The 25,342-nt window shown below is 73.1% G+C and carries 18 protein-coding genes; 6 read left to right on the plus strand and 12 right to left on the minus strand.

Translation table 11 applies throughout. The features are described 5' to 3' along the window. Positions 1-26: 26 nt before the first annotated feature. The 5 genes from WME75_RS27630 to WME75_RS27650 are packed head-to-tail and all read right to left on the minus strand — an operon-like array spanning position 27 to position 4,599. Entirely contained in the window at positions 27-773 is a 747-nt protein-coding gene (locus tag WME75_RS27630; protein WP_437477042.1) for a response regulator, read from the minus strand. A gap of 14 nt (positions 774-787) precedes the next feature. Next, complete coding sequence (locus WME75_RS27635) at positions 788-2,323, minus strand: sensor histidine kinase (protein WP_437477045.1); 1,536 nt, start codon at positions 2,321-2,323, stop codon at positions 788-790. Beyond that, positions 2,320-3,228, minus strand: a complete 909-nt coding sequence (locus tag WME75_RS27640) for a hypothetical protein (protein WP_437477048.1) — start codon at positions 3,226-3,228, stop codon at positions 2,320-2,322. The genes WME75_RS27635 and WME75_RS27640 overlap by 4 nt, the downstream gene beginning before the upstream one ends. Then, positions 3,225-3,956 (minus strand): sensor histidine kinase, encoded by a 732-nt coding sequence (locus WME75_RS27645; RefSeq protein WP_437477051.1) that lies wholly within the window; start codon positions 3,954-3,956, stop codon positions 3,225-3,227. Before WME75_RS27645 ends, WME75_RS27640 begins: the two co-directional genes overlap by 4 nt. Positions 3,957-4,002: 46 nt before the next feature. Then, complete coding sequence (locus WME75_RS27650; protein ID WP_437477054.1) at positions 4,003-4,599, minus strand: response regulator; 597 nt, start codon at positions 4,597-4,599, stop codon at positions 4,003-4,005. Positions 4,600-5,194: 595 nt separating this feature from the next. Here WME75_RS27650 and WME75_RS27655 point away from each other — a divergent pair. After that, positions 5,195-6,190, plus strand: coding sequence for a GDSL-type esterase/lipase family protein (locus WME75_RS27655; RefSeq protein WP_437477056.1), 996 nt, complete (start codon positions 5,195-5,197; stop codon positions 6,188-6,190). A 34-nt stretch (positions 6,191-6,224) separates the two neighbouring features. On the opposite strand, the gene WME75_RS27660 is transcribed toward WME75_RS27655, so the two are convergent. After that, on the minus strand, positions 6,225-7,046 hold the full coding sequence (locus WME75_RS27660) for a hypothetical protein (protein WP_437477059.1): 822 nt from the start codon (positions 7,044-7,046) through the stop codon (positions 6,225-6,227). Positions 7,047-7,590: 544 nt separating this feature from the next. On the opposite strand from WME75_RS27660, the gene WME75_RS27665 reads away from it, so the two are divergent. Together WME75_RS27665 and WME75_RS27670 are read left to right on the plus strand one after the other, a co-directional pair. Then, positions 7,591-11,820, plus strand: a complete 4,230-nt coding sequence (locus tag WME75_RS27665) for a TOMM system kinase/cyclase fusion protein (protein ID WP_437477062.1) — start codon at positions 7,591-7,593, stop codon at positions 11,818-11,820. Between the two features lie 105 nt (positions 11,821-11,925). Beyond that, positions 11,926-12,390 (plus strand): BMA_0021/BMA_0022 family TOMM bacteriocin, encoded by a 465-nt coding sequence (locus tag WME75_RS27670; protein ID WP_437477065.1) that lies wholly within the window; start codon positions 11,926-11,928, stop codon positions 12,388-12,390. A 1-nt stretch (position 12,391) separates the two neighbouring features. Here the strand turns inward: WME75_RS27670 and WME75_RS27675 are convergent, their stop codons facing one another. Continuing rightward, positions 12,392-13,564 (minus strand): amidohydrolase family protein, encoded by a 1,173-nt coding sequence (locus WME75_RS27675; protein WP_437477068.1) that lies wholly within the window; start codon positions 13,562-13,564, stop codon positions 12,392-12,394. A gap of 26 nt (positions 13,565-13,590) precedes the next feature. Further along, positions 13,591-15,786 carry a TOMM precursor leader peptide-binding protein gene (locus WME75_RS27680; protein WP_437477071.1) on the minus strand — a complete coding sequence of 732 codons (2,196 nt, stop codon included), beginning with the start codon at positions 15,784-15,786 and terminating at the stop codon, positions 13,591-13,593. A 231-nt stretch (positions 15,787-16,017) separates the two neighbouring features. Here WME75_RS27680 and WME75_RS27685 point away from each other — a divergent pair, with 231 nt between their 5' ends. Continuing rightward, complete coding sequence (locus tag WME75_RS27685) at positions 16,018-17,871, plus strand: sigma 54-interacting transcriptional regulator (RefSeq protein WP_437477074.1); 1,854 nt, start codon at positions 16,018-16,020, stop codon at positions 17,869-17,871. A 46-nt stretch (positions 17,872-17,917) separates the two neighbouring features. Here the strand turns inward: WME75_RS27685 and WME75_RS27690 are convergent, their stop codons facing one another. After that, a complete protein-coding gene (locus WME75_RS27690) occupies positions 17,918-18,790 on the minus strand; it encodes a sensor histidine kinase (protein WP_437477077.1) in 873 nt (290 codons plus the stop codon). Positions 18,791-19,307: 517 nt separating this feature from the next. On the opposite strand from WME75_RS27690, the gene WME75_RS27695 reads away from it, so the two are divergent. Further along, positions 19,308-20,228 (plus strand): transposase, encoded by a 921-nt coding sequence (locus WME75_RS27695; RefSeq protein WP_437477080.1) that lies wholly within the window; start codon positions 19,308-19,310, stop codon positions 20,226-20,228. A gap of 384 nt (positions 20,229-20,612) precedes the next feature. Here the strand turns inward: WME75_RS27695 and WME75_RS27700 are convergent, their stop codons facing one another. Genes WME75_RS27700 through WME75_RS27710 form a run of 3 tightly spaced genes read right to left on the minus strand, consistent with a single transcriptional unit; the run spans position 20,613 to position 24,191 of the window. After that, positions 20,613-22,403, minus strand: coding sequence for a hypothetical protein (locus tag WME75_RS27700; RefSeq protein WP_437477083.1), 1,791 nt, complete (start codon positions 22,401-22,403; stop codon positions 20,613-20,615). After that, complete coding sequence (locus tag WME75_RS27705) at positions 22,390-23,289, minus strand: S8 family peptidase (protein ID WP_437477085.1); 900 nt, start codon at positions 23,287-23,289, stop codon at positions 22,390-22,392. Before WME75_RS27705 ends, WME75_RS27700 begins: the two co-directional genes overlap by 14 nt. Next, positions 23,286-24,191, minus strand: coding sequence for a hypothetical protein (locus WME75_RS27710; protein WP_437477088.1), 906 nt, complete (start codon positions 24,189-24,191; stop codon positions 23,286-23,288). Before WME75_RS27710 ends, WME75_RS27705 begins: the two co-directional genes overlap by 4 nt. A 271-nt stretch (positions 24,192-24,462) precedes the next feature. Between WME75_RS27710 and WME75_RS27715 the strand changes: the two genes are divergently transcribed. Beyond that, the gene (locus WME75_RS27715; protein WP_437477090.1) at positions 24,463-25,068 is read left to right on the plus strand and encodes a hypothetical protein; all 606 of its coding nucleotides are present in this window, start codon (positions 24,463-24,465) and stop codon (positions 25,066-25,068) included. Positions 25,069-25,342 lie beyond the last annotated feature (274 nt).

Below are 25,342 nucleotides of genomic sequence, written 5' to 3' on the forward strand. Positions count from 1 at the left end.
CGCCTGGGACTGGACGCCGTGGCGGCTCACTCCGGCGCCGCGTCTCCCCGGGCACGGGCGATCGTGTGGATGAGCTCGCGCGCGTCGAACGGCTTGCGCAGGCACGTATACCCGCCCTTGCTCATGATCGCGCTGACCATCTCCGGGACCGAGTGACCAGTCATGGCGATCACCGTGACGCGCTTCTTCAGCCCCCGCATCTGCGCGCACGTCGCGACGCCGTCCTGATCGGGCATGACGATATCGAGCACGCAGACATCGACGCTTCGCTCGATGACGTGCTGGACAGCGGTCCGCCCGTCGTGGACGGCGTGGGCCGACAGCCCCGCCGCCCGGAGCACCGAGACGATCGAGTCGGCGACCTTCGGGATGTCGTCCACCACGAGGACGGCCGGCGCGTCGACCGCGCGAGCGATGACGCGCGCCAGGTGATCCATCGAGAACGGCTTGTAGATCACGGTATAGACGCCCTCCACGATCGCCTCCTCGATGAGCTTCTCGAGCGCGAACGCGGTCATCAGCACCACGGTGAGCTCCGGCTGGATCCTCTTGAGCTCCCGGAACGTCTCGACGCCGTTGAGCCCGGGCATGCGGACGTCGCTGAGGACGAGCGTGAACGCCTGCTGCCCTGCGAGCTCGAGCGCGTGAACGCCGTCCCTCGCCTCCACCACCTCGTACCCCTCGAGCTCGAGGTTGGCGGCGAGCGTCGTGCGCATGCCCTCCTCGTCGTCGACCACGAGCACACGTTTGATCTGCTGCACGGACTCCTGCATGGCTCGACCCCCTGTCATGTGCCCTGAGCTCCCGAGGACGCCTCTCTCGGCTCCGCCGCCCTCGGCGCCTCGCGCCCTGGGAGCCGGACGACGAACGTCGTGCCGCTGCCGGGCTCGCTCGTCGCCTCGATCTTGCCGCCGTGCCGCTGGACGACCCCGGCGCTGATCGCCAGGCCGAGGCCGGTCCCCTTCAGCTTGGTGCTGAACAGCGGCTCGAAGATGTGCGCGAGCATCTCCGCGGAGATGCCCGTCCCGTTGTCCGCCACCGAGAGCGTCAGCCCGTCGCTCCCCCACGCCGCGGCGACCCGCACGCGCCCCTCGCGCTCGGCCGGGATCGCCTCGGCCGCGTTCTGGATGAGGTTCACGAGCACCTGCCGGAGCTGGTCCCTGTCGAGCTCCACGAGAGGGAGCGCGGCGGGCACCTCGTTCTCGACGCGCACGTGCGGCGGGACCTCGATCACCGAGATGGCGTCGTCCACGAGGGGCCTCAGCGCGCACGCCGAGAGCAGAGGCCGCCGCTCGCGCGCGAAGTCGAGCAGGTTCCCGATGATCCTGTTGCACGCCGCGAGCTCCTTCTCGATGATCGCGAGGAACTGAGCGATGCGGGGCTCCGCGCCGAGCTCCGTCGCGGAGAGGCGCTTCTTGAGGTAATGACTCGCGTTGCGGACGGCGCCGAGCGGGTTCCTGAGGTCGTGTCCGACGCTCGCCGCGAGCTGCCCCACCGCCGCGAGCTTCTCCATGCGCAGCCTGGACTCCTGGGCGGTCTGGAGGCCGGTCGCCATGTGGTTGAACGCCGCGCTCATGCGCCCGAACTCGTGCTCATCCAGCTCGGGGACGCGCAGATCGAGATCGCCCTGAGCGATCCGCCGCGAGCCTTCGACCAGCGTGCTGAAGCCGCGATCCATGGCGCGGAGGAGCCGTCCGAGCAGCAGGACGAGGACGGCCAGCGCTCCGCCGATCGCCGCCGCCCCGAGCACCGCCACGCGCGTGCGGAGGTGTTGTTCGTCGGCGAGGATCCTGGCGACGTCCCGCTCCGCGTCGTGGACCGCCGCGCTGATGTGCGGGAGGAACCGCTCCTTGTACTCGTCATCGGAGAGCCGCACGAACATCACGTGTCGCTCGCCCGCGCGCTCGTCCGCGATACGGGCGGTCGCCACCGTGCTCGCGACGATGTGGTCGAAGCTCTCTCGCATGAAGCGGATGTGGTCGAGCTCCTCCGTCGATTCCTCATCGCTCTCCCTGATCTCCTCGTCGGCGATCATCCTCCTCTTGAGCGCCTCGATGGCGGCCAGGGCGCGCGCCGCGTCCTCGGCCGCCCCCGAGAGCTCCGCGCTGAGGCGGCCGCTGAGCGCGGCCTTGGCCGCCTCGTTCATGTAGCGGCTGGCGTCGCTCGCGAGGGTGACGTGCAACCTCAGGTCCTCGTAGGACGCCTCGGCCCGCCGCTGGAAGATCAGCATCTCCGCGATGGTGAAGTAGAAGGCCCCCGCGGCGACGAGGACCGCTGCCAGCGCGACGCCGAAGATGGAGGCCAGTCGGGCTCGAATGCTCATGGGGAGCGGCTCCTGCTGCCGTGTTTCAGGGGATCGCCGCCGTCACCCGCGAGCTCGATCTCCCGCGTGACGAGGAGAAGGAGCCCGGCGTCGGGCGTCTCACCCAGGAGCCCGAGCTCGAGCGCGGCGCCGAGCTCCAGGCCGCGCGCCGGGTGCCAGAGCACGCCGGACGCGAGGAGGAGCGACGCGGCGTCGTCGAGCTCGGCGGCGAGCTCCACGGTCGGCACCACGGCGCCGAGCGGCCAGACCACGCCCAGCGCGACGCCGAGGCCGAGCTCCGCGGCGTCGCGCGGCGCGGCCGGCAGCCGGACCTCGGCCGAGGCGGAGAAGGCCACGTGGACGCCGCCCATCGCCTTGTCGAGGCTCACGAACGGCGAAAGCGCGTAGCCCGGCGCGCCGAGCGCGCGCGCGCCGGCAGGGAGCCCGGCCTCGAGACCTGCGGACAGCGCGAGCCCGAGCGCCTGGTCGTTGACGAGATTGACCAGGACCTCCGCCTGGACAGCGCCGAGCCCGGCCGCGACCCCGCTGTCGTGGCGTACGAGCTCCAGGGGGAGCTCGCCCCCGACCTGGAGGCGATCGGTGATACCGAGCTCCAGCAGCAGCGGTATGCCGAAGCGGACCCGGCGCCCGGCGCGTTCCCACGCCGGCGCGCTCGTGACCTGCAGCTCGAGCGCCTCCTGCGGAAACGCCGTTTCGCCGAGGAACAGCTCCTCGACCGGGGGCCGCGCCGGCTCCCCCGCGGCCTCGGTCCGCTCCTGCTCCGCGGGCGCGGCCGCCGTCGACGCGGCCAGGAGCAGGCCCAGCGAGATCGCGGCACGCGCGCGCTGCGACGCGGTCACGGCCGCCGGCTTCCGGGCCGCCGGCGCGCGCCGCGCGCGGTCTCCGGGCCGTCGATCCGCGCTCAAGGCGCCGGCTCCGGCCCGGCGCCGCCGGCCTCGGGCGGTGCGGCGAGCGGCAGCTCGATGACCGCCGACGTGCCCCGCGAGCGCGGCTCGAGCGCGAGCGTGCCGCTGTAGCGCCGGGCGACCCGCCTCGCGATGTTCAGCCCCAGGCCGAAGTGCCCCGGTTTTGTCGTGTAAAAAGGGCGCAAGATCGCCTCGCCGTCCACGTCGTCGGGGAGAGCTCCCATGTCCGTGACGTGGATGAGGTACCGCGCGCCGATCGAGGTGCCCTGAACCGTGACCACGCCGTTCCCTGGCATCGACTCGACGGCGTTCTCGATCAGGCACCGCACGGCGACGGCGAGCTCGATCGGGTCGGCCTCGACGTCGCCGTCCTGGGCCGAGAGCTCGACGCGGGCCCCGGACGCGCCGGTGCGCGCGCACGCCGCCGCGCGCCGCACGCACTCGGCCGCGCTCACGCGCACGCTCCTGCGGGTGAAGAGCTGCGCGGCGTCCACGGACTCGTCGAGCCGCGCGCTCGCCGCGATCACCTCTTCGTCGATGATCCCGAAGAACTCCGCGATCCTCGGATCCGCCGTGTAGGCCGCCTCTCCCGCGACCTTCCGTCGGATGTAGAACGATGCATTGCGGACAATGGCGAAGCGGTTGCGCAGGTCGTGACGCAGCACGGACAGGATCTCGTCCGCGACCGCGACCTGCTCTGCTGCGCCCAGGGGATCCCAGCTGATCATGCGGCACCTCGTCCCTCTGCCCTCGCCCGCGGCGCCGCGCGCGCCCTCATTTGGCGTACCGCCCCGGGGCGCCGGGCGTCGCGGGGTCGGCCCTCGTGAGCTCCGGCCCCTGCTGCGACCCGCGCGCCGCGAATCCGGCCGCCGCGCGGGAGCCGAGCCGCGAGGTGGGGGGCGCCGGCGCGGAGTCCGGCAGCGAGCCGGAGTCGGGAGGCTCGCAGGAGACCATCTCGCCGCCGGCGGCCGCGCCCGTCAGGCCCGGCGAACCGAGGGAGTCGGTCATCGAGTGGACCGATCGCTTCATCTCGGCGAGGCGCGAGAGCTGCAGCACGATCCCGATGAGCCGGTCAGGGTCGAACGGCTTCAGGATGACATAGTTGTGGCTGCCGCTCATGGAGCGGATGTACTCATCGGCCCCGGTGACGAGGAGGCAGCTCGTGTACACGGGCATGCTCGACACCTGCCGGAGCAGCTCGTCGCCCTTCATTCCAGGCATCAAGAAGTCGGAGCAGACGAGGTGGAACCGCCTCCCCTCGAGCAGCTTCAGCGCGTGCTCCGCCGACGAGCAGGTCACGACGTCCACGTCCGCGGACAGGACGGCGGCGATGCTGCGCAGCGCCCGCTCGTCGTCGTCGACGACGAGCACTCGATACCTTGGCCGCGAGACGGGATGGACGGCGCTGTCGTCCTTCCCCTGCGAGAGTGTGCGATGAGCTCTTAGAGGCACTGACACAACTACCGTCTCCTCTGGCTATCGCGTGCTCGAGTCTCATGCCGCGGTGTCGCGGGCATACGAGAGCGCGCTTGGTGATTCCTGCTGTCCCTTGCGACGCCCCCCTCGGCCAGCGTCACCCCCTTGGTAAAGCTACGTGACAAATTCCGCGTCAGTCAACGGCAACCTACTGCCATCTACAGCTCACGGCGGAAGACTGGATTTCCGTTCGGATTGCCCAGGCGACTTGGCCGGCTCGCCTCCGGACACCGCTGCACCACCGCCGCTGACATCGAGGAGCCTCCTCTTCGAGGGGACCACCGCGGAGCGCCGGAGCGCGTGGATTCGATTTCAATGACGCTTCAAAAATGCGTCGAGCATCACATAAAGCGCTCCTCGGTCGGCAGCTTCGAGAAAAAAGCGCCTATCCGTGATTGATTGGAAGGCGTCCCGGACACAGGGACGCTGGAGGAAAGGCATGTTCATGCACTGGGACGTTCGATTTGCCGCTCGTCGGAGGGTGGCCCGGGTGTCGTGGTTCACGTTGCTCGCCCTGGCCTGTTGCACGGCTTCGGAGCCCTCCGGGGGCGGCACCGGCGCTGGAACGGGCGGGGCCGGCGGAGGCGCATCGCCCGGAGCGAGCAGCTCGAGCGCGGGCACGGGGAGCACGGTGGCGTCGACGGGAGCCGGTGGAAGCACCGGGGCCGGCGGCGACGCGCCCGCCGGAGCGGGCGGCTCGGGCGGCGATCCCGGCGGCACCGGCGGCGGCGGGTCAGGCGGGATGGGGCCGCTGCCGAACATCACGATCTGGATCGCGGGCGACTCCACGGTCGCCAACGGGCAGACCCCCTGTCCGGCGGGCTGGGGCGGCCAGCTCGCGGCGCTCTTCGACGAGCGGGTCACCGTGGTGAACAGCGCCGTCGGCGGCCGCAGCGTACGGACGTGGCTCTACAACGTGCAGACCGCCATGGATAGCGCGGGGGAGTGCGAGCTCGATCGCGACTCGAGCGGCGAGCCCTTGCTGCAGGACAGGTGGACTCGGATGCTCGACGGCATGAAGCGGGGAGACTATCTGTTCATCCAGTTCGGCATCAACGACGGCTCGCGCACGTGCGATCGGCACGTGGGGCTCGACGCCTTCAAGAGCAGCTACGGGATGATGGCCCTCGCCGCGCAGGAGCGGGGCGCCCACCCCGTGTTCGTGACCCCCGTGAGCGCGATCGCCTGCAATGGCAGCACGGCCCGGGGGACGCGCGGCGAGTATGTGACCGCGACCCACGAGGCGGGCGAAGAGCACGGCGTGCCGGTGATCGATCTCCACGAGCACAGCGTCGCGCTGTACAACACCCTCGGCTTCTGCCCGGTCCCCGGGGGAGACGTGAGCGGGACGACCGGAGGGCCGGTCGGCGAGTTCTTCTGCGATGATCACACGCACTTCGCGCGCTCCGGCGCGGAGCAGATCGCCAGGGTCGTCGCCGACGCGCTCCGCGATCAGGAGCTCGGCCTGGCCGCGTACCTCGAGTGACGCCGCGCCGGCGCGCGCCGGCGCATCGCGCCCCTCAGAAGCCGAGGTCCTCACGGATGGCGGCCACGATCTTGCAATGGTTCACGAGATCGTCCGCCGTCTTGACCTCGCTCGTGTAATTGAGACCGTACGGCCAGAAGTGCTGGCTGTCCGCGTGCACGACATCGCTCTCGTTCCCCGTGATGGCCCTGAGCTGGCTCGTCGCCGCCTCGCCCGTGAAGATGCCGTCCCTCACCAGCGCCACGAACTCGAAGCTGCCGACCCCCAGGGTGTGGCCGATCTCGTGCATGGCCGTGATGTGATTCATGGAGGCGAGCGAGCCGAACCGGATGGATCCATTGACGTTGCCGTCGGCCGTCGCGACCGATGGCACGTAGGTCACCGACAGGCGCTTCTCGATGCTCGTGTGACAGTTGTAGTGCGACAGCGCTTCATCCATGGCGCTCGTGATCATGTCGTACGCGGACTGCTGCTCTGCCGTCGGCGCAGGCGCCATCGCGAGCGTGTAGGAGATCCCGCCCATTCCCACGCAGCCGGTCCCCGCGCCACCCTCGCCCCCGCCCGCGCCGCCCGCGCCGCCCGTGCCCGCGCCTCCCGTGCCCGTGCCGCCCGTGCCCGTGCCCGTGCCGCCCGCACCCCCGCCGCCCCCGTCCGCGAGGCCTCCCGCGCCGTCGTCCCCGCCGGCGCTGCTGCTGCTGGCCGAGGTCTGTCCGCCGGAAGGCGCCGCGCCGCCGCTCCCGCTGGCGACGCTGCTGTCGCCGGTGCCCGCAGGGCTGTCACCCGATCCCGAGCACGCGACCGGACCAGCCGCCGCGAATGCGAGCAAAACGATGTTCGTCGCCAGTTGCCTCAGCATGTTTCGCACTCCTTCCAAAGAACCTTGCGCCGTCGCTCACACAGGCCGTGGGGCGCTCGCGGCGCATCGCGCGACAGGTCGCCGACGAAGGCCGCGCCCTCGCCCTCTCACCGGCGGCGTCAGGGGTCAATTCGCTGCAGATCGCAGCGATTGAATCGGCAGCTGCGGTAGAAGATTCTAGCGGCCTCGGACAGCTCCGGACGAGCCCCGCCGCCGCCCGGTGAGCGGCGCGCCGCCCCGCGCGCTCCGGTCCGGCTGCCGGCCGCGGCGCCCCGCGGCGCCGGCCGGGCGCGAGCGCGATCCCGGATTTCTTCACCCCGTGCGCCGGAACCGGACGACCCTCGACGGACGTCCGAGGCTCCACACCTTATATGGCTACCGTGAGCAGCGAGGTCGGCCGTGGAAAAGCCTTATTGACGAGGTCGACAGCCGCCCTGCGCCAGCGCATCGCCGACCAGGCGAGCCGCTCGGCGCTGCGCTCCGCTCCTCCCGGAGCGCGCCCGCTCGCCCTGTCGCGCCGCGCCGCCCAGCAGGGGGAGCGACGATGAGCCGGGCCGCCATCGGCCCGGGAGCCGTGTTCCAGGAGCGCTACGAGATCGTCTCCGCGCTGCGGGAGAGCGGGTTCGCCGACGTCTACAAGGGGCGTCAGCTCGCCACCGGGCAGAGGGTGGCCATCAAGGTCATGCGACCGACCCGGGGCGGCAAGCCCGCCGACGTCGCCCGGCGCTGCGCCCGCTTCCACCAGGAGACGCGGTTCTGCGCGCAGCTCCACCACCCCAACATCGTCCGGCTCATCGACGCCGGGCAGACGGACGAGGGCACGCTCTACACCATCTTCGAGCTCGTGCCCGGCAAGAACCTGGCAGAGGTGCTGGCCGAAGAGACCGCCCTGGAGCCGCGCGAGGCGCGGCACCTGATGCTCCAGATCCTCGACGCGCTCGGCTGCGCCCACGGGCAGAACGTCGTCCACCGCGACCTCAAGCCCAGCAACATCATGATCGTCTCCACCGGCGCGCGGCGCAACGCGCTGGTGCTCGACTTCGGCATCGGCGCGCTCATCGCCGGGGCCATGGAGGGCATCGACGCCAAGCTCACCCCGAGCAACGAGATCCTCTGTACGCCCGCCTATGCAGCGCCGGAGCAGCTCCTCGGGCAGCCGGTGAGCGTGCGATCGGACCTGTACGCCTGGGGGCTCGTCTTCCTGGAGTGCCTCACCGGGCGGCCGTCGATCGCCGGCAGGTCGCTGCAAGAGGTGCTCTTGCGACAGGCCAGCTCCGAGCCGATCCCGATCCCCGCGGCGCTCCTCGGGCACCCGCTCGGCACCCTCCTCAGGCGCGCCACCCTGAAGAACGTGTCCGATCGCGTCGTCACCGCCTCCAGCCTGCTGCGCGCGCTCGAGACCTGCGATGTCGAGGAGCTGAGCCGCGAGGACCTCGTCGCGCCCGCGCGAGCGCTGGACCCGCCGATGGCCCCGGACGCGCCGGAGGGGGACGGCTGGGTCTACAGCGAGAGCGAGACGGCGCCGCTCGATCGACTCCCGCCGGAGGGCCGGGCGACGTCCAGCGGCCGCGCGGCGGCAGACACGCTGCCTTCCCCGGCGACACCGCGCCTGGACGACACGCCCTCTCCCCTGGAGGGGGAGCGCGCCGGCGGCGCCAGCGCCGGGTGCCTCGACGGCGAACGGCGGCCGCTCACCATCGTCTGCTGCGCCTTCACCACCTCGGGCCCGGGCCTGAAGAGCACCGACGTCGAGGAGATCGACGATCTGCTCGGCGAGCAACAGGACGTCTGCTCCGAGATCGCCCGCCGCCACCGCGGGCGCTTCGCCGGCGCGCTGGGCGACCAGATCCTGCTGCATTTCGGCTACCCGTCCGCGCAGGAGGACGACGCGCGGCGCGCCGCGCGCGCGGCGCAGGCGATCGTGGAGGACGTCCGCGCGCGCAGCGCGCGCCTGGAAGCGACGCGGGGCCTCTCGCTCGAGGTCCAGATCGGGCTCCACACCGGCCTCGTGATCGCCGGCCAGTGTCCACGCTACACGCAGCACCTCGGGACGACACCGCAGATCGCGGCCCGGCTGAGCGCGCTCGCGGCCCCGGGCACGATCGTGGTGAGCGGCGACGCGTTCAGGCTGCTCCGGAGCCGGTTCACGCTCGAGCAGGTGACGTCGCACGACCTCTCGTCTGCGGACCGCCCCGTGGCGATCTACCGCATGGGGCAGGAGATCGCTGTCCCGCCCCAGGACCCGGACACCGCAGGCCGGGATACGGAGCCGCTGATCGGCCGGAGCCAGGAGGTCGATCTCCTGCTCCAGCGCTGGGGCCAGGTGCGGCAGGGCATCGGGCAGAGCATCCTCGTCACCGGCGGCCCCGGGATCGGCAAATCCCGCCTCAGCTGGGAGCTCGCCCGGCGGCTCCACGGCGACGGGCACAGCTGCCTCGAGTGCCGCTGCACCCCCGATCGGCGCAACAGCGCGCTCCACCCGATGATCGAGCTGCTCGATCGGCTGATCGACCCCGGCCGGGACGACGCGCCGGGGCGCCGGCTCGCCCGGCTCGAAGGGCTCCTGTCCCGCCGCGGCTTCGACCTGGAGGAGACGGTGCCGCTGTTCGCGGCGCTGCTGTCGATCCCCCTGGAGGCGCGCTACTCCGCCCCGCAGGACCCGCCGCCGCGGCAGAAGGAGAGGACGCTCAACGCGCTCGCGACAATGCTCCTCGACATGGCCGAGGAGCGGCCCGTCCTGTTCATGGTCGAGGACCTGCAATGGGCCGATCCGACGAGCCTGGAGTGGCTCGGGATGCTGATCGTCGACGTGCCCTCGGCGCGGCTCATGGCGCTCCTCACCGCGCGGCCGGAGTTCTCGCCGCCCTGGTCGACGTCAGGCATGCTCCAGATCCAGCTCGGCCGCCTGGATCGCTCGCACGTCGAGCACATGGTCGCGCGGCTCGCCGGCGGCCGCTCGCTGCCCGAGCCGTTGCTGGAGCAGGTGGTCGAGAGGACCGACGGCGTCCCCCTCTTCGTCGAGGAGCTGACGCGGATGGTGCTCGAGTCCGGGTCCCTCGTGGACGAGGGCGACCATTACACGCTCTCCGAGCCGATCTCGGCGCTCGCGATCCCGACGACGCTGCGGGGGCTCTTGATGGCGCGCCTCGACCGGCTCGGCAGGGCCAAGGAGACGGCCCGCGTCGCCGCGGTGCTCGGCCGGGAGTTCAGCCTGAAGGTGCTCAGCGCCGTGTCCACGCTCGACGGGGAGCTCGTCCAGGAGGACCTCGATCGGCTGATGGCCGCGGACCTCGTCCACAGGAAGCGCCGGCTGAACAACCCGACGTACCTGTTCAAGCACGTGCTCATCCGGGACGCCGCCTACGAGTCGCTCTCGAAGCGGAGCCGGCGGCAGCTGCACGCCCGCGTGGCCCGGACGATCGAGGAGCGCTTCCCCGAGATCGCCGCGGCGCGGCCCGACCTGCTCGCGCACCACCACGCCGCCGCCGAGCAGAAGCGACAGGCGATCGCCTATGCGGAGAGCGCGGCGGAGCGCGCGCTGAAGCGGCCGGCGAACGCGGACGACAACGAGGCCGTCCTCCACGTGACGCAGGCGCTCGGCTGGCTCGAGGCCATCACGGACGACCGGGAACGCGCGCTCGCCGAGCTGCGCCTGAACAGCCTGCTGATCATGGCGCTCCTGGAGCGCCGCGGGTACATGCTCCAGGAGCTCGCGGCGGCGGTGAAGCGCTGCGAGGAGCTGAGCGACGCGTTCGGGGACAGCCCGATGACCGCGCCGACGCTGTGGGCGATGTTCTGGTACCACAACTTCCGGAGCCATCGGCGCGAAGCGCGGGCGCTGACGGAGCGGCTCCTCGGAATGGCGACGCGGTCGCAGGACACCGGCCAGCGGGCCGCGTCCATGGTGCTGCTGGGGAATTGCCTGTTCTTCGAGGGGAAGCTCGCCGAGGCTCGCCCGCACCTCGCTCGCGGCATCGAGCTCTACGACCCTGCGCATCGGGAGCAAGTCGCCCTGTATGGCTTCGATCCCAAGACCAATGGCCAGTACACGCTCGCGCTGTTGCTCTACCTGATGGGCAGCCCGGCGCAGGCGTTCGCCCACGGGGAGGCGGCGGTGGCGTGGGCGCGCGAGCTCGACCACCCGAACACCCTCGGAATGGCGCTGCTCCACCTGGCCGGCGTCTATCACTACGGCCACGAGCGGGAGAAGGTCGCCGCGGTGACCGAATCTCTCGTGCAGCTGACCGAGCGCCATGGCCTCTGGTTCAAGGAGCTCTGCTGGGCCATGCGCTCCTGGGCAGAGCGCGACCTCGAGAAGCTGAGGCGGGATGTCGAGGCGATCCGGCACACCGGTCAGAAGATGGGATTGCCGTACTGGCTCTCCCTCGTGGCGGAGCTCGAGGCCGAGCGCGGGCAGCACGAGGCCGCGGTCGAGCGGCTCGCGGGCTGCTTGCTGCTCGCCGCGGAGCTGGGCGACGTCTACTACGTCCCGGAGCTCTACCGCCTGAAGGCGCTGTCTCTCCGCGCCTGCGGCGCCCACGCGGAGCAGGAGAGCGAGCGCTGCCTGCGTCAATCGATCGCGATCGCCCGCGAGCAGGGCTCGCGGATGATCGAGCTGCGCTCGACGCTCTCACTCTGCCGTATCCTCGTGCGGCAAGACCGGCGCGACGAGGCGCGCCCACTGCTCCGAGAGCTCGGCGGCTGGCCTGTCGAGTGCGCCGATCTGCCCGAGTTTGCCGAGGCGCGCACGCTGCACCAGCAGCTGGCCGGTTGAGCTGTCGCGGCACCTTCTCCAGCGCTCTCGAGCTCCCGCGGAGGGCTCGACGGGGCGCGGCGTCGGCTCCATGTGTCTCCCGGCATCTGCACGATGGAGACAGCCATGTTTTCCCCTCAGTCATCCAACTACAAGTCCGGGACGTCGGAGACCGAGAGCACCAGGGCGCAGGTCGACGGTGGAGGCGGTTCGGCCGAGACGCGCCCCCCGCGCGAGCGAGGCGCGACGGAGGACGAGCTCCTGGAGCTGGAGTCCGCGTGGCTGCGCGCCGTCGCGCTCACGTGGGAAGACCCGGCGCAGCTCGCTCGGCTGAAGGGGGATCCGCGGGAGTTCTTGATGGCCTGCTGCAGCTATACGCTGCCGCCGGGGATCGAGCTCACCCTCCGCGAGGCGCGGGAGCCGGGCTCGCCCAGCGGCAATGGGTGGCGCTTCTGCGAGCAGCGCAAGGGCTGGGATCCGTCGGCGAGCGCCGTCACGCTCTATATCCCACCGCCGCCGGAGCTGTCCGAGCGTCCCGTCGCGCTGGCCGAGCTCGCGAGCGACGCTTCGCTCTCCGTCCTCATCTGCTGAGTCATTCCTCGATCCCGTAGAACCTGGCGGCGTTGTCCCAGAGGATCTTGCGGAGGGCGTCGCCGGGGAGCCTGCCGCGGAGCGCGAGCGCCCGCTCCACCAGGCCCGCGTCGTGGTCGATGTGGGGGAAGTCCGTCCCGAAGATCGCGTTGTCCTCCCCGAGCCACGGGATCGCCTGCGCCAGCAAAGGCTCGTCCGGCTCGATCTCGATGAAGCACTGGCGGCGGAAATACGCGGACGGCTCGCGGCGGACGTGCGGCGCGACCTCGTCGGCCAGGCCGCGGTACTCGATCTCGTCGAGGCGCCAGAGCCAGTAAGGCAACCACCCGCAGCCGGCCTCGAGAAAGGCCACCCGCAGGCGGGGGTGGCGCTCGAGCACGCCGCCCTCGATCAGGGCGAGCAGCGCCATCATCTGCTCCATCGGGTGCGAGCAAGCGTGCAGGGCGAAGCGGCTGCGAAAGCGGTCCGCGCCGGCCGCCGGCAGCGAGGCGTGCGCGCCCTCGTGGAGGGCGACCGCGATGGAGCGCCGCTCGCACTCGGCCCAGAACGCCTCGTAGGCAGGGTCGCCCAGCGTCCGGCCCGCGACGGGGTTCGGCCGGAGCACGACAGCGCGGAAGCCGAGCGCCACCGCCCGCGCGAGCTCGGGCACCATCTGCGCCGGATCGTGCGGGCTCATCAGCGCCACGCCCCGGAGGCGCCGGGGGTCGTGATCGCAAAAGCCGCGCAACCAGCTATTGTAGGCCCTGGCAAAGGCGCCCGCAAGCGCGGGCTCCAGATGGGCCATGCCGAGGAGCATCAGCGCGAGGGTGGGGTACAGGAAGGCCACGTCGATGCCCTCGCGGTCCATGTCCTCGATCTGGGTCCGGGGCAGATCGAGCGGACCGAGCCGCGCGAGCCGCCCGGACCGCCGGCGGGCGGCCGAGGCGACAGCGCGCCACGTCCGCGCGCTCATCCGGTGATGGAGCGGCTGTCCATCCACCATCGGCTGCGGAGGGAGCGAGAGCAGGCCCTCGGGTCCGGGGTACGCCACGCGGTCGGCCAGGGGCTCGCCCTCGCCGGTGTACGCAAGGTACGGCGCGTGAGCGCGGAGCTCCGGATCGAGGTGGGACTTCCATAGATCGAGCGGCTCGATCACGTGACGATCCGCGTCGAGGAGGCGATAGCCGTCGCGCATGGGAGGTCTCCTAGGCCGAGCGCGGCCTAGACGTGGAGAGGCACCGGGTTCAGGTCCCCTTCCCGATTCGCCCGGTCGAGCCACCCGAGGCGGACCGGAACGTCGTAGAGCCGGCCCGGCCCGAAGCGGGGCCAGAAGTGCCGCAGCCCGGGCACCGCCACCGTGACGACGCACAGGCCCGTATCGGGACGCGTCTGGTCGAGCACCACGGTCTCCAGGCCGACGCGCGCGGCGCGCGCCACGCAGTCGCTCACGTCGTCGCGCAGGTCGTCGCGCAGGTCGCGGGGGTAATCGCCGCGCGTCCGCGCCGGGACGTCCTCGGCAGGAAACAGGTACGGCTCGCCGGCCAGGGAGGCGCGATCCCAGCCGCGGGCCGGCCCGAGGCCGCTCGGGTCGAAGAGCTGGTTGAGCTCGGTCAGCGCCCGCTGCACCCCGAGGCGGGCCTCGGGATGACAACCGAAGCCGAGGGTGAGCCGGGCGGTGTCCGGCGCGCGCGCCACGGCGACGAACGCCGGGATGCCGAGATCGGTCGTGACGTCGAGCACCCAGAGGCGCTGGCCGAGATCGCGGTAGTGGGCCTCGAGCGCGTCGAAGTACGGCTCTCCGAAGCTCGCCAGATCGACCGCGGGCCGGCGCGCGCGGTTGTACCACCAGAGCGCGACCGCATCGCGCTCCACGAGCTCCAGGAAGCCTTGCAGGATCGCCTCCTCGATGCAGTTGCCGGCCGCGTGCCCGTTCGGGTTGAACGAGCAGAACAGCTCGCCGGACGCCGCCGGAAGGTGGAGATAGCAGGCCGCGGCCGGGAGGTAGCGCCGCCTGCCGTGGGTCAACGACCACGCAGGGGCCCAGTCGATGGCCGCGCCCGGGTCGTACGGCAGGGAGACCGCCTGCCAGGGGTCGCGCGCCCGGCCGAGCTGCGCGCCGCCGGCCTCCGCCGCGCGGAGCTGCGCCTCGCTGACGTGCTGCAGGGCGTCCGGGGAGATGCCGTCGCCGCCCAGATCGGCCAGGCGCGCGCGGCGGAGGGGCGCGTCGCCGTGGTAGGTCGCGCTGTAGCGCTCGATCGCCTCGCACAGGGCGCTCACCCGCGCCTGAACGGGGGTGCGGCCCTTGCCGCTGCTCGCGCGGTGGAAGTCGCCGAAGGCGGGCGCGTCGCCGGACGGGCAGGCGCGGTAGACGGCCGCGTAGACCGGCCGGAGCGGGTGATCGCGGCCCTCCAGGGGGCCGACGCTCGCGACGAGGCCGGTCGACGGGCTCACCTGGCGGCGGACGCGCGCGAAGGTCGCGTCGGGCGGGACGGCGCGGTGGCCGCCGTCGTCGGTGAAGCGCTTCGGGCGGGACGCCAGCGCCACCGGCGCGAGCGCGCGCGCCCGCGCGCCGTCGGGGTCGCCGCAGGCCGGGCACTGGGGACGCCGCTCCACCGGGTGCTCCGCGAGCCGCATGCACGCGAGATCGAGGCTGTAGAGGCGATCGTCGAGCGGGCCGGCGCCTCCCGCGGCGATCCAGCGCGCGAGGAGCACGGCGGCGAGGCCGAGCGCCGCGCGCCGGCCCGCAGGCAGGGCGACGCGCGGAGGCAGGAGCGGGTCGCCGCCGCCGCGCCGCCGCTCCAGGGACGCCTCGACCGGGCGGTTATGCCGCACCCGGTGCGCAAGACAGGCCCAGCACGGCCCGGCGCCGGGGCGGAACATCGGCCCCATCCACGGCTCGACCCCGCCAGGCTTGACCGGCACCCAGCAGAGCACCTCCCGGAGCGCGCGCCGGTTCCACGCGTCGAGCCCGGCGTCCAGGTAATCGCCGGTCGCCAGGGCGACGATCGGGGCCTCCGGCTGCACAAGGATGCCCGCCTCGGCGAGGGCGCCGGCGAGCGCCTGCGGATCCTCGCCCCCGGCCGCCCGCACGGCGACGGGCGTCGACGCGAGCCGCTCCGCGGCGCGGCCGGCGTCCACCCCGAGCGCCTGCCAGAAGCCCGCGACCTCCGGCGCCGGCGCGGCCTCGGCGAGATAGCCCCGCCGCTCCAGCCGCATCAGCGCATAGCGGACCTCGACGGCGGAGACCTCGCCGTCGAGCGCGGAGACGAGCTCGTCCTCGGTCCGGCGGCCGTCGAGGAGCGGCCCGAGGAGCCCATAGACGCGGCCGCGGAGCATGAAGCGCTCGCGCTCGCCGATCAGGAACACGGTCTCCTTGTCACCAGCGGGCTCGACGCGCAGGTGGTGCTTGAATTGCAAGATGCGAGGCATGCGAGGCATGCGCGGCATGAGAGGCATGAACACCGGACCCGGTGAGCCATCTGGTGCGTCGCGGGCCGCTGGAGACGCCCGTGTCGGTGCGCAATTCAGCATCAGCGAGCGCCTGCCTGCGAGGCGGGCGGGCGGGCGGGCTCGCCGCCACGCGCCGCCCGGCGCGCAGCGTGGCGCCCAGGCCCCGGGACGACATCTCGTGAGAGGGGGGTAAACAGCGTGTCAGTCATTCGCGAGGACAGCGGCATGGAGACAACGCCGCTGTCGAACAGCTTCATCGACGCGATCCAGCGTGTCAGGCAGGACGACCGGCGCGTGGCCCTGCTCGTCTACCATCGCGATGGGGCCGAGCGCGTCGTGATGAGGCCGAGCGCGCCGGTCGTCATCGGCCGCGCGCCGCCGTCGCAGGTCCAGATCCGCGACGTCAGCCTCTCGCGCGAGCACGCCCGCTTCACCCTGTCCGGCGACAGCGTCCTCATCGAGGACCTGCGCTCGACCAACGGCACCTGGCTCGGCGGGGCGCGCGTCGCGCGCTGCGAGGTGAAGCCGGGGGACGAGGTGATCCTGGGCAAGGTGGTGGTCGCCGTCCGCTCGATCACGGCGGCCGAGGGCGAGCTGCCAGGCCTGCTGAGCCACGAGCAGCTCCGCGTCGCCCTCGAGGAGGAGGTGAAGCGCGCGCGGTACTTCGGGCGGAGCTTCGCCATCGTCATGGCCCGACCCGCGCGCCAGCAGGACGCCCACGTGAGCCACCTGTTGCCGCGCGTGCGGGCGCTGCTGCGCCCCGTGGACCGGATCGCGCTCTACAGCTCGGACGTGGTGGCGGCGCTGCTCCTCGAGGCCGGGGCCGAGACGGCGCTCGACGTGGCGCGCGCGCTCGCCGCGCCGCCCGGGGGCGGGGGGCCCGTCGTGCTCTCGGGCTTCGCGACGTTCCCGGACGCGGGGACCGTGGCGGAGGAGCTGCTCCATCGGTGCTGGAGCGCGGTGCGCAGCGCGACGGTGGATCAGCCGGTGCGGTCGGCGCCGGGCGGGACCGTGAAGAGCTATCCGGGCTCCGGACGCACTGATCCTGTCGCCGCGAGCCCCGCGATGCTCCGCGTCTTCGAGATCGTCAAGCGGGTCGCGCGGTCGTCGATCCCGGTGCTCTTGCTGGGCGAGACGGGGACGGGCAAGGAGGTCGTGGCGCGCGCGATCCACGACCTCGGCCCGCGGAGCGGGAAGCCGATGGTGTGCGTCAACTGCGGGGGGATCCCGCAGCAGCTCGTCGAGAGCACGCTCTTCGGCCACGAGCGCGGCGCGTTCACCGGCGCGTGGCAGCAGCAGCGGGGGGTGTTCGAGGCGGCGGACGGGGGGACGGTGTTCCTCGACGAGATCGGCGAGCTGCCGGCCGCGGCGCAGGCCGCGCTCCTGCGGGTCCTCGAGACGCGGCAGGTGACCCGGGTCGGCTCGAACAAGCCGATCGAGGTCGACGCGCGCATCCTCGCGGCGACCCACCGCGACATCGAGACCATGTGCGCGTCCGGCGGGTTCCGCAGCGATCTGCTCTACCGCCTGAACGCGATGACGGTGACGATCCCTCCGCTCCGGGCGCGCCCGGAGGACATCGAGCCGCTCGCGCTCCGCTTCCTCGAGCAGGCGAACCAGGCGAACGCTCGCTTCGTTCGCGGGTTCGACGCCGGGGCGCTCGCGCGGCTCCGGGCCTACGCGTGGCCGGGGAACGCGCGGGAGCTGCGCAATGCGATCGAGCGGGCCGTGGTCATCGCCGAGGGCGAGTGGATCGCGGAGGAGGACCTGCCCGAGCGCGCGCGGGCGGCGCCGCCGCCGGCCGCGACGGCGGAGGAGCGCGAGCCGCCGTGCGATGGCGTCGAGCTCACGGCCGCGGCTCCGGAGGGGGACTTCCTGAAGGCGCGGCTCCAGCGCTGCGAGGCCGAGCTGATCGTCCAGGCGCTCCGCAAGGCGGGCGGGAGCCAGACGGAGGCGGCGCGCGCGCTCGGCATGCCGCTGCGCACGCTCGTCTACAAGCTCAAGGCGCTCGGGATCAAGCGGCTCGGGTACGCGCCGCCCGGGGATCCGTAGCGCGGGGTCATGGGTCCGTAGCGCGGGGTCATGGGCTCGACGGCGTTCACGGGGCGCGCGCGACGCTGGCCTGAATGGCAGGCTCGGGACCGAGCGGGAGGTCGACGAGGAACGTCGAGCCGCAGCCCAGCGAGCTCTCCACGCCGATGCGGCCGCCGTGGGCGCGCACGATCTCGCGCGCGAGATAGAGCCCGAGGCCGAGTCCACCGAAGTGCTCCACGTCGCCCACGCGCTCGAAGCACGCGAAGATGCGCTCCTGGTCCTGGTCCGCGATGCCCGTGCCGTGATCGCGGACGAGGAGCCGCGCCCCGCCGGGAGAGGCCTTCACCTCGACGGAGATCGGCCGGCCTTCGCCGAACAGGATGGCATTCTTGACCAGGTGGAACACGAGGCGCCCGATCTGCTCACGATCCCAGCGGCCGACCACGCCCTCCGGCGCGTCGACGGAGATCGTGGCGGACGGGGCGCGGAGCTCGACCGCGAGCCCGGCGACCACCTCCCGGACGAGCGCCCCGAGATCGACGCTCTGGCGCTCGGGCGCGAGCTGGCCCGCTCGGAGCGTGATCGCCTGGAGCATGTCGTCGCAGAGCCGGGCGAGCCGGTTGACCTGACGGCCGACGACCTCGAGCGAGGCGACCCACGTCGACGCGTCCTCCGCCTGCCGCTCGCTCATTCGCTTCATCCTCTGCACCTGCAGCGCGAGCGAGGTCAGGGGCGTCTTGAGCTCATGCGATGCGAGCGTGAGGAACTCGTCCCGGAGGCCGTCCCCTCCGTCATGCTCCGAGGCGCGAGCGGGCCGGCGTGCATCGAGGGTTCCAGTGGGCTGCGGGTTCAGGGCGGACATGATGAGCATCCCGGTCAACAGTGGATGGCCGTTCGGGGTCGTCGCGTCGTCGTCGTTTTGTCGTCGTTCAAGCATCCGCGATGCCATGCGTCCGTGCCGCGGGCCGGAGCGTCATTCACCCTGGATCTTGCACACGAGTCCGGGCCGCCGAGGGCGGGGGTGTCCTCGCGCGCGACCCGCGTTTGCTCAAGTACGCAAGAGGCGTACGAGGAGGCGGTGTCCGCGGGCAGCGAAGCCGGGGGGCGACCCGACCCAGGTTGCGACCCGACCCGGGCGACCCGACCCAGGTTGAGGCGATGGGGCGACCCGACCCAGTGACCCGACCCAGGTTGGGTGATTGGTTGCGGTAGCTACGGTAGCTGTGGCTGCGGTGACTGACCGAGGTTGGGGGGTGACCGAGGTTGGGGTGACCAGGGGTGACCCAGTGGCTGACCGAGGTTGGGGTGACCAGGGGTGACCAAGGTTGGGGCGGCCCTCGACGGCAGCCTGGGGTGGCGGACAACCTGGCGGCCGCCACCCTCCGGGCGCACGGCAAGTCCTTGCAATCGCCCACCACGAGCCTCGGCACGGCGTTTGTTGATGTGCGCCAGCCATGAGCCAGCCCCGCGAGATCATCCCCGGCGCCACGTACCTGATCACCCGCCGTATCCTGCGCCGGCACCACCTCCTCCGCCCGGACGCGACCATCACCCAGCTCTTGGTCTACGCCCTCGCGGTCTCCAGCCGCCGCTACGGCATCGAGGTCCACGCGCTCTGCGCGATGTCAACGCATCTGCACCTCGTCGTGACCGACGTCAACGGCGTTTTACCGCGCTTCCTGCAGTTCTTCCATCGTATCGCCGCGCTCGGCACGAAGGTGCTCCGCACGTGGGAAGGTCCGGTGTGGGACCACGAGCCCACGAGCGCGGTGCGGCTGCTGACCCGCGCAGCGTTGGTGGAGAAAATCGCGTACGTCCTTGCAAATCCTGTGGCCGCTGGCCTCGTCCAGCATGCGAACGAGTGGCCCGGTGCCAAGGTGGACGTGGGCGAGCTCGGTCGCGGCGTGCTGCACGCGATACGGCCCTCGGCCTATCTCGACCCGGAAAACCCACAGTGGCCCAAGGAAGTGACGCTCCCGCTCGCGCTGCCCCCGGTCATAGAGCAGGACAGCGCGGAAGCGTTCCGCCGCGAGGTCACCACCGAGCTCGAGCGACTGGAAGCGCAGGCACATGCCGAGGCGCGGCGGCAGGGACTCCGTTTCCTTGGCGCCGAGCGAGCCAGCAAGGTCTCCCCTTGCAAGCGGGCCACGAGCTTCGAGGCGCTGCGCGATCGCAATCCGACGTTCGCGGTGGGCCGTGATCAGGGTGACGCATGGCGAATCGCTGGTGCCGCTGTGCGGGCGTTTCGCGCGTCGTACCGCGCGGCGCTCGAACGCTGGCGTGCCGGAATACGCAGCGTCGTCTTCCCGGCGGGGACGTGGTGGATGCGCACGTTCCACGGCGCCAGCGTGACCGATGTCGTGCTGGTGGTGTAGGCGCTGCGCGGGTGCGCTACACAGCGAGGTGCGCACGGGCGCGCGACACCTGCGACGCGCTGTCGTGGGGACCGTTTGTTTTGAAAAGGCGGAGCGAGCGACAACTCCTTCGCGCAGCGTTGCGTGAATGGTTGTGCATGAGTCATGGCGCGCCGAGCGCGTACGAGGCGACGCCAGGAGCGAAGGGGCGAAGGGTTGTAGGGGCTGCTTGACCGAGCGGTACCGCTCCTTAGCGGTTGGCGGCGACCCCGGCCGATGGTCAATCCGGGTCGCGTCGAGAAAGGGGTCGATGGGTCAACCCGGGTCGGGCAGCTCAGCTCAGCTCAGATCAATGAAAATAGATGACTCAACCCAGGTGGGTCACCCGGCTCATTGCGGACGCCCTCAACGCGTGACAACGAACCCCAGGGCCTCCAAGGTCGCGCCAACCTCACCGTCCCAGCCCAGCCGCGGATCCAGGCGCAGCTCGCCCGGTGCGAGCGATGCCGTCAGTGCCAGCAGGGCGCCGACCTCGACCGCTTCGAGCTCGGCGCCGGCGTCGCCTGCGAAGGGCGGGCAGAGCACGCGGCCGAACGGCGCGAGCGCTAGGGCGGTGCGCAGCGGCTCGCCGAGCGCGGCACGCAAATCGTCGAGATCGCGGCCGATGGCGACCGGCGCGATAGCCGCCGGCCAGAGCCAGACCGCGAGGCCGGGCAGATCGGCGACGCAGGCCGCCGCCGCGCGCTCCGGCGGGAGTGCGAGGCCGCGGGCGCCGACGTGCGAGGCTGCGATCGCGGCGACGACGAGCCCCGGTGGGGCGAGCGTCAGCGCCCCGAGGCGACCCAGGTTGCGATGCGCCGCGGTCCGGCGGGCGGCAACCACGGTGAGGTCGTCGGGTCGGTCGTAGACGAGCTCGACCTCGCGCTGCACGGCCACATGCGGCGACGCCTGCGCCGCCGCCGCGAGCGCCCGCTCGCGGAGCCCGCCGTCCGGCGCCGACCCGCCATTCTCGCGCGCCGGCGCGGCCTCCTCGATTTCCAGCCGCTCGCGGAGCAGCTGCGCCACCCGCGCCGGCAGCCCCAGCGAGCCGAGCGACCAGGCCGCGGAGAACCAGTCGACCGGCGCCGCGGACTCCGCGGGCGCGAGCGCCTCTACCGACGCACGGTCCCACGCGGCGAGCGCCTCCCCGAGCGGATGGCCGAGCTCCCGGAACAGCGCGCCCGCCTCCTCGAGCGCCGCCGCCGCGCCGGGATCGCCGAGGTCCCGCCGCGCGCGCCCCGCGGCCCGCGCCGCGTAGGCGATCCAGGTCCGCAGCGGCGGCGCGGCGCCCGCGGCGACGTCGCGCGCGCAGGCCGCGAGCGCGAGGGCGTCGTCGGCGCGGCCCAGATCGAGCGCCAGCTCCGAGAGGAAGGTGAGCGCCCGGGCGCGACCGAACGCGTCACCGAGGCGCGCGCACAGCCACTCCTGCCGCTGGAGCGCCGCGCGGGCGCGCTCGAGGGCCCCGAGCCCGAGCGCCGCCGCGCCGAGCTGGCCGCAGGCGATCGCCTCGCCCACCGCGTCGCCCCGGCGGCGGTGGAGCTCGGCCGCGTGCTCCAGCAGCGCCTCGGCCGCGCCGTGGGCGCCGAGGGTCACGTAGAGCGTGCCCAGCGAGTTCAGGATCTGCGCCCGCTCGCCGAGGAACGGCTCCGACCGGCGCAGCGCCGACAGCAGCGTGCGCTGCGCGCCCGCCGCGTCGCCGACGATCCGCTCGGCCGCGCCGCGGTAGTGGCCGGCCACGACCGCGGCTCGGCGCCCCGCGTCGCCTGCGCCCGCGATGGCGTCGAGCTCCGCGACGGCGGAGGCGCAGGCCGACCGCGCGTCACGGCGCAGCCGCGCGAGCACCGCCTCGCACCGGGCGAGGTCCCGGGCCTCGGCCTCGCCTTCCCGGTCGAACGCCGCGGCGGCGCCCTCGAGCAGCACGACCGCGGCGTCCAGCGCCCCTTCGCGCAGCGCGAGCGCGCCCCGCCCGAAGCCGAGCGCCGCTGCGAGGAGCGGCCCTCCGGAAGGCAGCGCAGCCCGCGCCGCCGCTGGATCGCCGGCCTCCCCGAGGCGCGCCTCAACGCCGTCGAGCTCGGCGCGGACCTCGGCGCCCGGCGCGCTCCGGAGCAGCCGCGACAGCGGCGACATCCTCTCGTCGAGCGGGTCAAGCGGGAGCACGGCCGTCCTCCCACTCCTCCGCGGCCGCGCGCCCCGGCGCCGCTCGCGCCGCCGCGGTGCCCTCCCCGGCCGCCGTCGCCCCCGCGCTCCTCCCCGCCCCGCGCGCGAGCTCGTGCAGCGCCGCCTTCACCGCCTCGATCGAGAGCTCCGGCCGGGCCGCGCGGATCCGCGCCACGTGCGCGGTCACGTGGGGCGCCGCGAACGAGGTTCCGGTCCAGCGCCGCTCTCCGCCGCCGGGCGCGGGCGCGAGCACCTCCTCGCCGGGCGCGAGGATCTCATGGTCCAGCGTGAGCTCGCTCCGGAGCGCCTCCGGGTCCTGGAAGGGCCCTCGACCGACGCCGATCAGCGACTTGAAGCGCCCTGGATAGGTGCGGAACGCCGCCGCGTTCGGGCCGGCGGCCACGAGCACGACCTCTGCCGTGTAGGCCGCGTCCGCGACCTCGTAGAGCTCGACGAGGGACCGGTAGTCGCCGGGGCGGAGCGGCGCGCTCCTCGGGATGTCGATACCGAGACTCAGGTTGACCACCGAGAAGCGCTCGCGGACGCAGAAGCGCAGCGCGGCGATGAGCCCCTCGCGCGAGCATCGCCCGTCCTCGCCGAGCGCGCGGACGCTCGTGATCTCGGCCCCGGGCGCCATGCGGTGGACGATGCCCGCGCACGCCGTCCCGTGCCCGCTGACGTCTCCCGGCGCGCACGGCGCGGCCTCGTGCGCGCCGCCGCGGCGGACCAGCGCCACGTGGCGCAGCGCCGCCGTGCTCAGCGCGGGGTGCGACGCGTCGACGCCGGAGTCGACAAGCGCGACGCGCACGCCGGCGCCGCGGCGCGCCTCCCCGCGCGCCGCGTCGTCGAGGTCTCCGCCCGGTCCTGCCGGAGGGGGCGCCGTCACGCCGCGCTCCCCTCCCCCTCGGCGAGCGGCCCCTGTGCGCCGCCGGCGCCGCGCGCGTAGGCGTCGATCCGCGCGAGGAGGTCGAGGGCGAGGCGGGCCTCGGCCTCTCCGTGCTCGGCGAGCCTCCCCACCACCGCCGCGAGCTCCAGGCGGCGGCGGTACTCGGGCGTGAGGCGGAGCGCGTGGATGTGCCGCTCCAGCGCGGCGCGGAGCGAGGTCGGCGGCGGGGCCGCTCCTTCCTGCGCCGACTGGCCCGGCGCCTGCGCGAGCAGGTCTGGCATCGCGCGGGCGAAGAGCTCGAAGACGACCCGTTCGGTGCGGAACGACTCCACGGTGAGCGCGAGGACCTCGGCGAGCCGCTCGGCCATGTCGAGCTCCCTCCCTCCGAGGGGAGCGTCATGCGAGAAGAGCGCGGCGCCGCCCACGGTCGCCGCGCCGACGCGGATCGGCACGAAGATCGCGGCCGTCGGCGCCGCGGCCAGCAGCGGCCGGAGCGGCGCGATCATCGGGTCGCCGTCGGACAGCCCCACCGCGTGCCCGCCGCCGCCGCCGAGCAGGAACGCGAACGGCGTGCCGCTCGGCGGCAGCTCCGCGCCCGGGGCGCGGAAGCCGGCGGCGTCGGCGACGACGGGCACCGTGAGCCGCCCGAGCGCCTCCATCTCGACCGCGACGAGCGCCTCGGAGCACGGCACCGCGAGGCAGGCGAAGCGCAGGTGCTCCCCGAGCCCGCGCACGCGCGCCTCGACCGCGCCGAGGAGCGCCGCCGACTCGACGGTCGCGAGCAGATCGCGGAGGCGCGCGGTGAACGGGGCGAGCGGCGAGCGCAGCGCGTGCGGGTGGGGCGGGAGGGCCCGCGCCGGGGCGGGCGGGGCGCCCGGCGCGGAGCGGTCGGCGAACGGCATGGGGCGGCGATGCTACCGCCGGAGGGCCCTCGAGCGAACCGCCATGACGCCCGCGCCGAGCCGCTGCCCCCCGGACAGCGCCGCCGGCGGGCGCGGCGGGCCGCCCTCCCGCCCCGGCGAGGTTCCGGTTGACGTGCCCTGCTCCTCTCCTAGCATGCAAGGACATGCGGCGATTCGGCTGCCCCGCGCACCGTCCGGAGCGATCGACCGCGCACGCGGCCGACGGATCGCGGTTCACGGCCGCGAGGCCCCTCGATCCGGCGCGGGCGCGATGAGCCCGTCCGTCCGCGAGCAGCGGCTCCGTCTCGCCGTCGTCCTCTGGGGTGTCCTCGGCGTCGTGGCCGTCCTGGTCGAGGCGATCTACCGGCTCGCGGCCACGGCGGTTCGCATCCTGACAACCCACGATCTCACGACAGCCCAGCTCATCCTCCTTGCGGCCTGGACGGTCGTGATCGCCTATTTCGAGGGGTATCGCGGCTTTCAGCGGCGCTTCTCGCCGCGGGTGATCGCGCGCGCGCTCCACCTCGCGGAGCACCGTCGGCCCCTGCATGTGGCGCTGGCGCCGCTCTACTGCATGGCGCTCTTCCACACGACGCGCCGCCGGCTGATCGCGACGTGGGTGCTCATCGCGGGCATCGTGGCGCTCATCCTGCTCGTCCGGCAGATGTCCCCGCCCTACCGCGCGATCGTCGACGCGGGCGTCGCGTTCGCGCTCGCCTGGGGGACCGTGTCCATCCTCGTCTACCTCGCGCGGGGGCTCGCGGGCCGCCCGCCCGGCATCCCGGCGGACGTGCCGCAGGACGTGCTCCGCGCCGGCAGCGGTGCGGAGCAGCTCGCCCGCCCTGCCGTGCAGGCGGGTGGCCCCTGCGATCCGTGAAGCCGTGCAGACGAGCGGGCGGCCCCTGCGATGCAGGGACTCCACGCAAGCGGCCGATCTCCACAACAGCACAGCCAGGCGAGCGAGCCGCGCTGTGACGCCCGATCGGCGCGGCTCGCGGTACGCCCTGATCTGAACCGCGTTGCGGCCTCACCTGTGGCCTTCTGGTCATCGCCTCCGACGTCGCGCTTCGTGGCAACAATTCGCGGCGACAGGCACTTTGTAAACACATCTTCATGTCTCACGTGTGGCGCGATGCCTCGCGCGGCGCGGC

The sequence above is a fragment of the Sorangium sp. So ce1014 genome, from assembly GCF_051521505.1.
Taxonomy (GTDB): Bacteria; Myxococcota_A; Polyangia; order Polyangiales; family Polyangiaceae; genus Sorangium.

Coding starts and splice junctions, on each gene's coding strand:
- WME75_RS27630 (WP_437477042.1), bottom strand. CDS start 773: ATGCAGGAGTCCGTGCAGCAGATCAAACGTGTGCTCGTGGTCGACGAC.
- WME75_RS27635 (WP_437477045.1), bottom strand. CDS start 2,323: ATGAGCATTCGAGCCCGACTGGCCTCCATCTTCGGCGTCGCGCTGGCA.
- WME75_RS27645 (WP_437477051.1), bottom strand. CDS start 3,956: ATGATCAGCTGGGATCCCCTGGGCGCAGCAGAGCAGGTCGCGGTCGCG.
- WME75_RS27660 (WP_437477059.1), bottom strand. CDS start 7,046: ATGCTGAGGCAACTGGCGACGAACATCGTTTTGCTCGCATTCGCGGCG.
- WME75_RS27665 (WP_437477062.1), top strand. CDS start 7,591: ATGAGCCGGGCCGCCATCGGCCCGGGAGCCGTGTTCCAGGAGCGCTAC.
- WME75_RS27670 (WP_437477065.1), top strand. CDS start 11,926: ATGTTTTCCCCTCAGTCATCCAACTACAAGTCCGGGACGTCGGAGACC.
- WME75_RS27675 (WP_437477068.1), bottom strand. CDS start 13,564: ATGCGCGACGGCTATCGCCTCCTCGACGCGGATCGTCACGTGATCGAG.
- WME75_RS27690 (WP_437477077.1), bottom strand. CDS start 18,790: ATGCTTGAACGACGACAAAACGACGACGACGCGACGACCCCGAACGGC.
- WME75_RS27695 (WP_437477080.1), top strand. CDS start 19,308: ATGAGCCAGCCCCGCGAGATCATCCCCGGCGCCACGTACCTGATCACC.
- WME75_RS27710 (WP_437477088.1), bottom strand. CDS start 24,191: ATGCCGTTCGCCGACCGCTCCGCGCCGGGCGCCCCGCCCGCCCCGGCG.
- WME75_RS27715 (WP_437477090.1), top strand. CDS start 24,463: ATGAGCCCGTCCGTCCGCGAGCAGCGGCTCCGTCTCGCCGTCGTCCTC.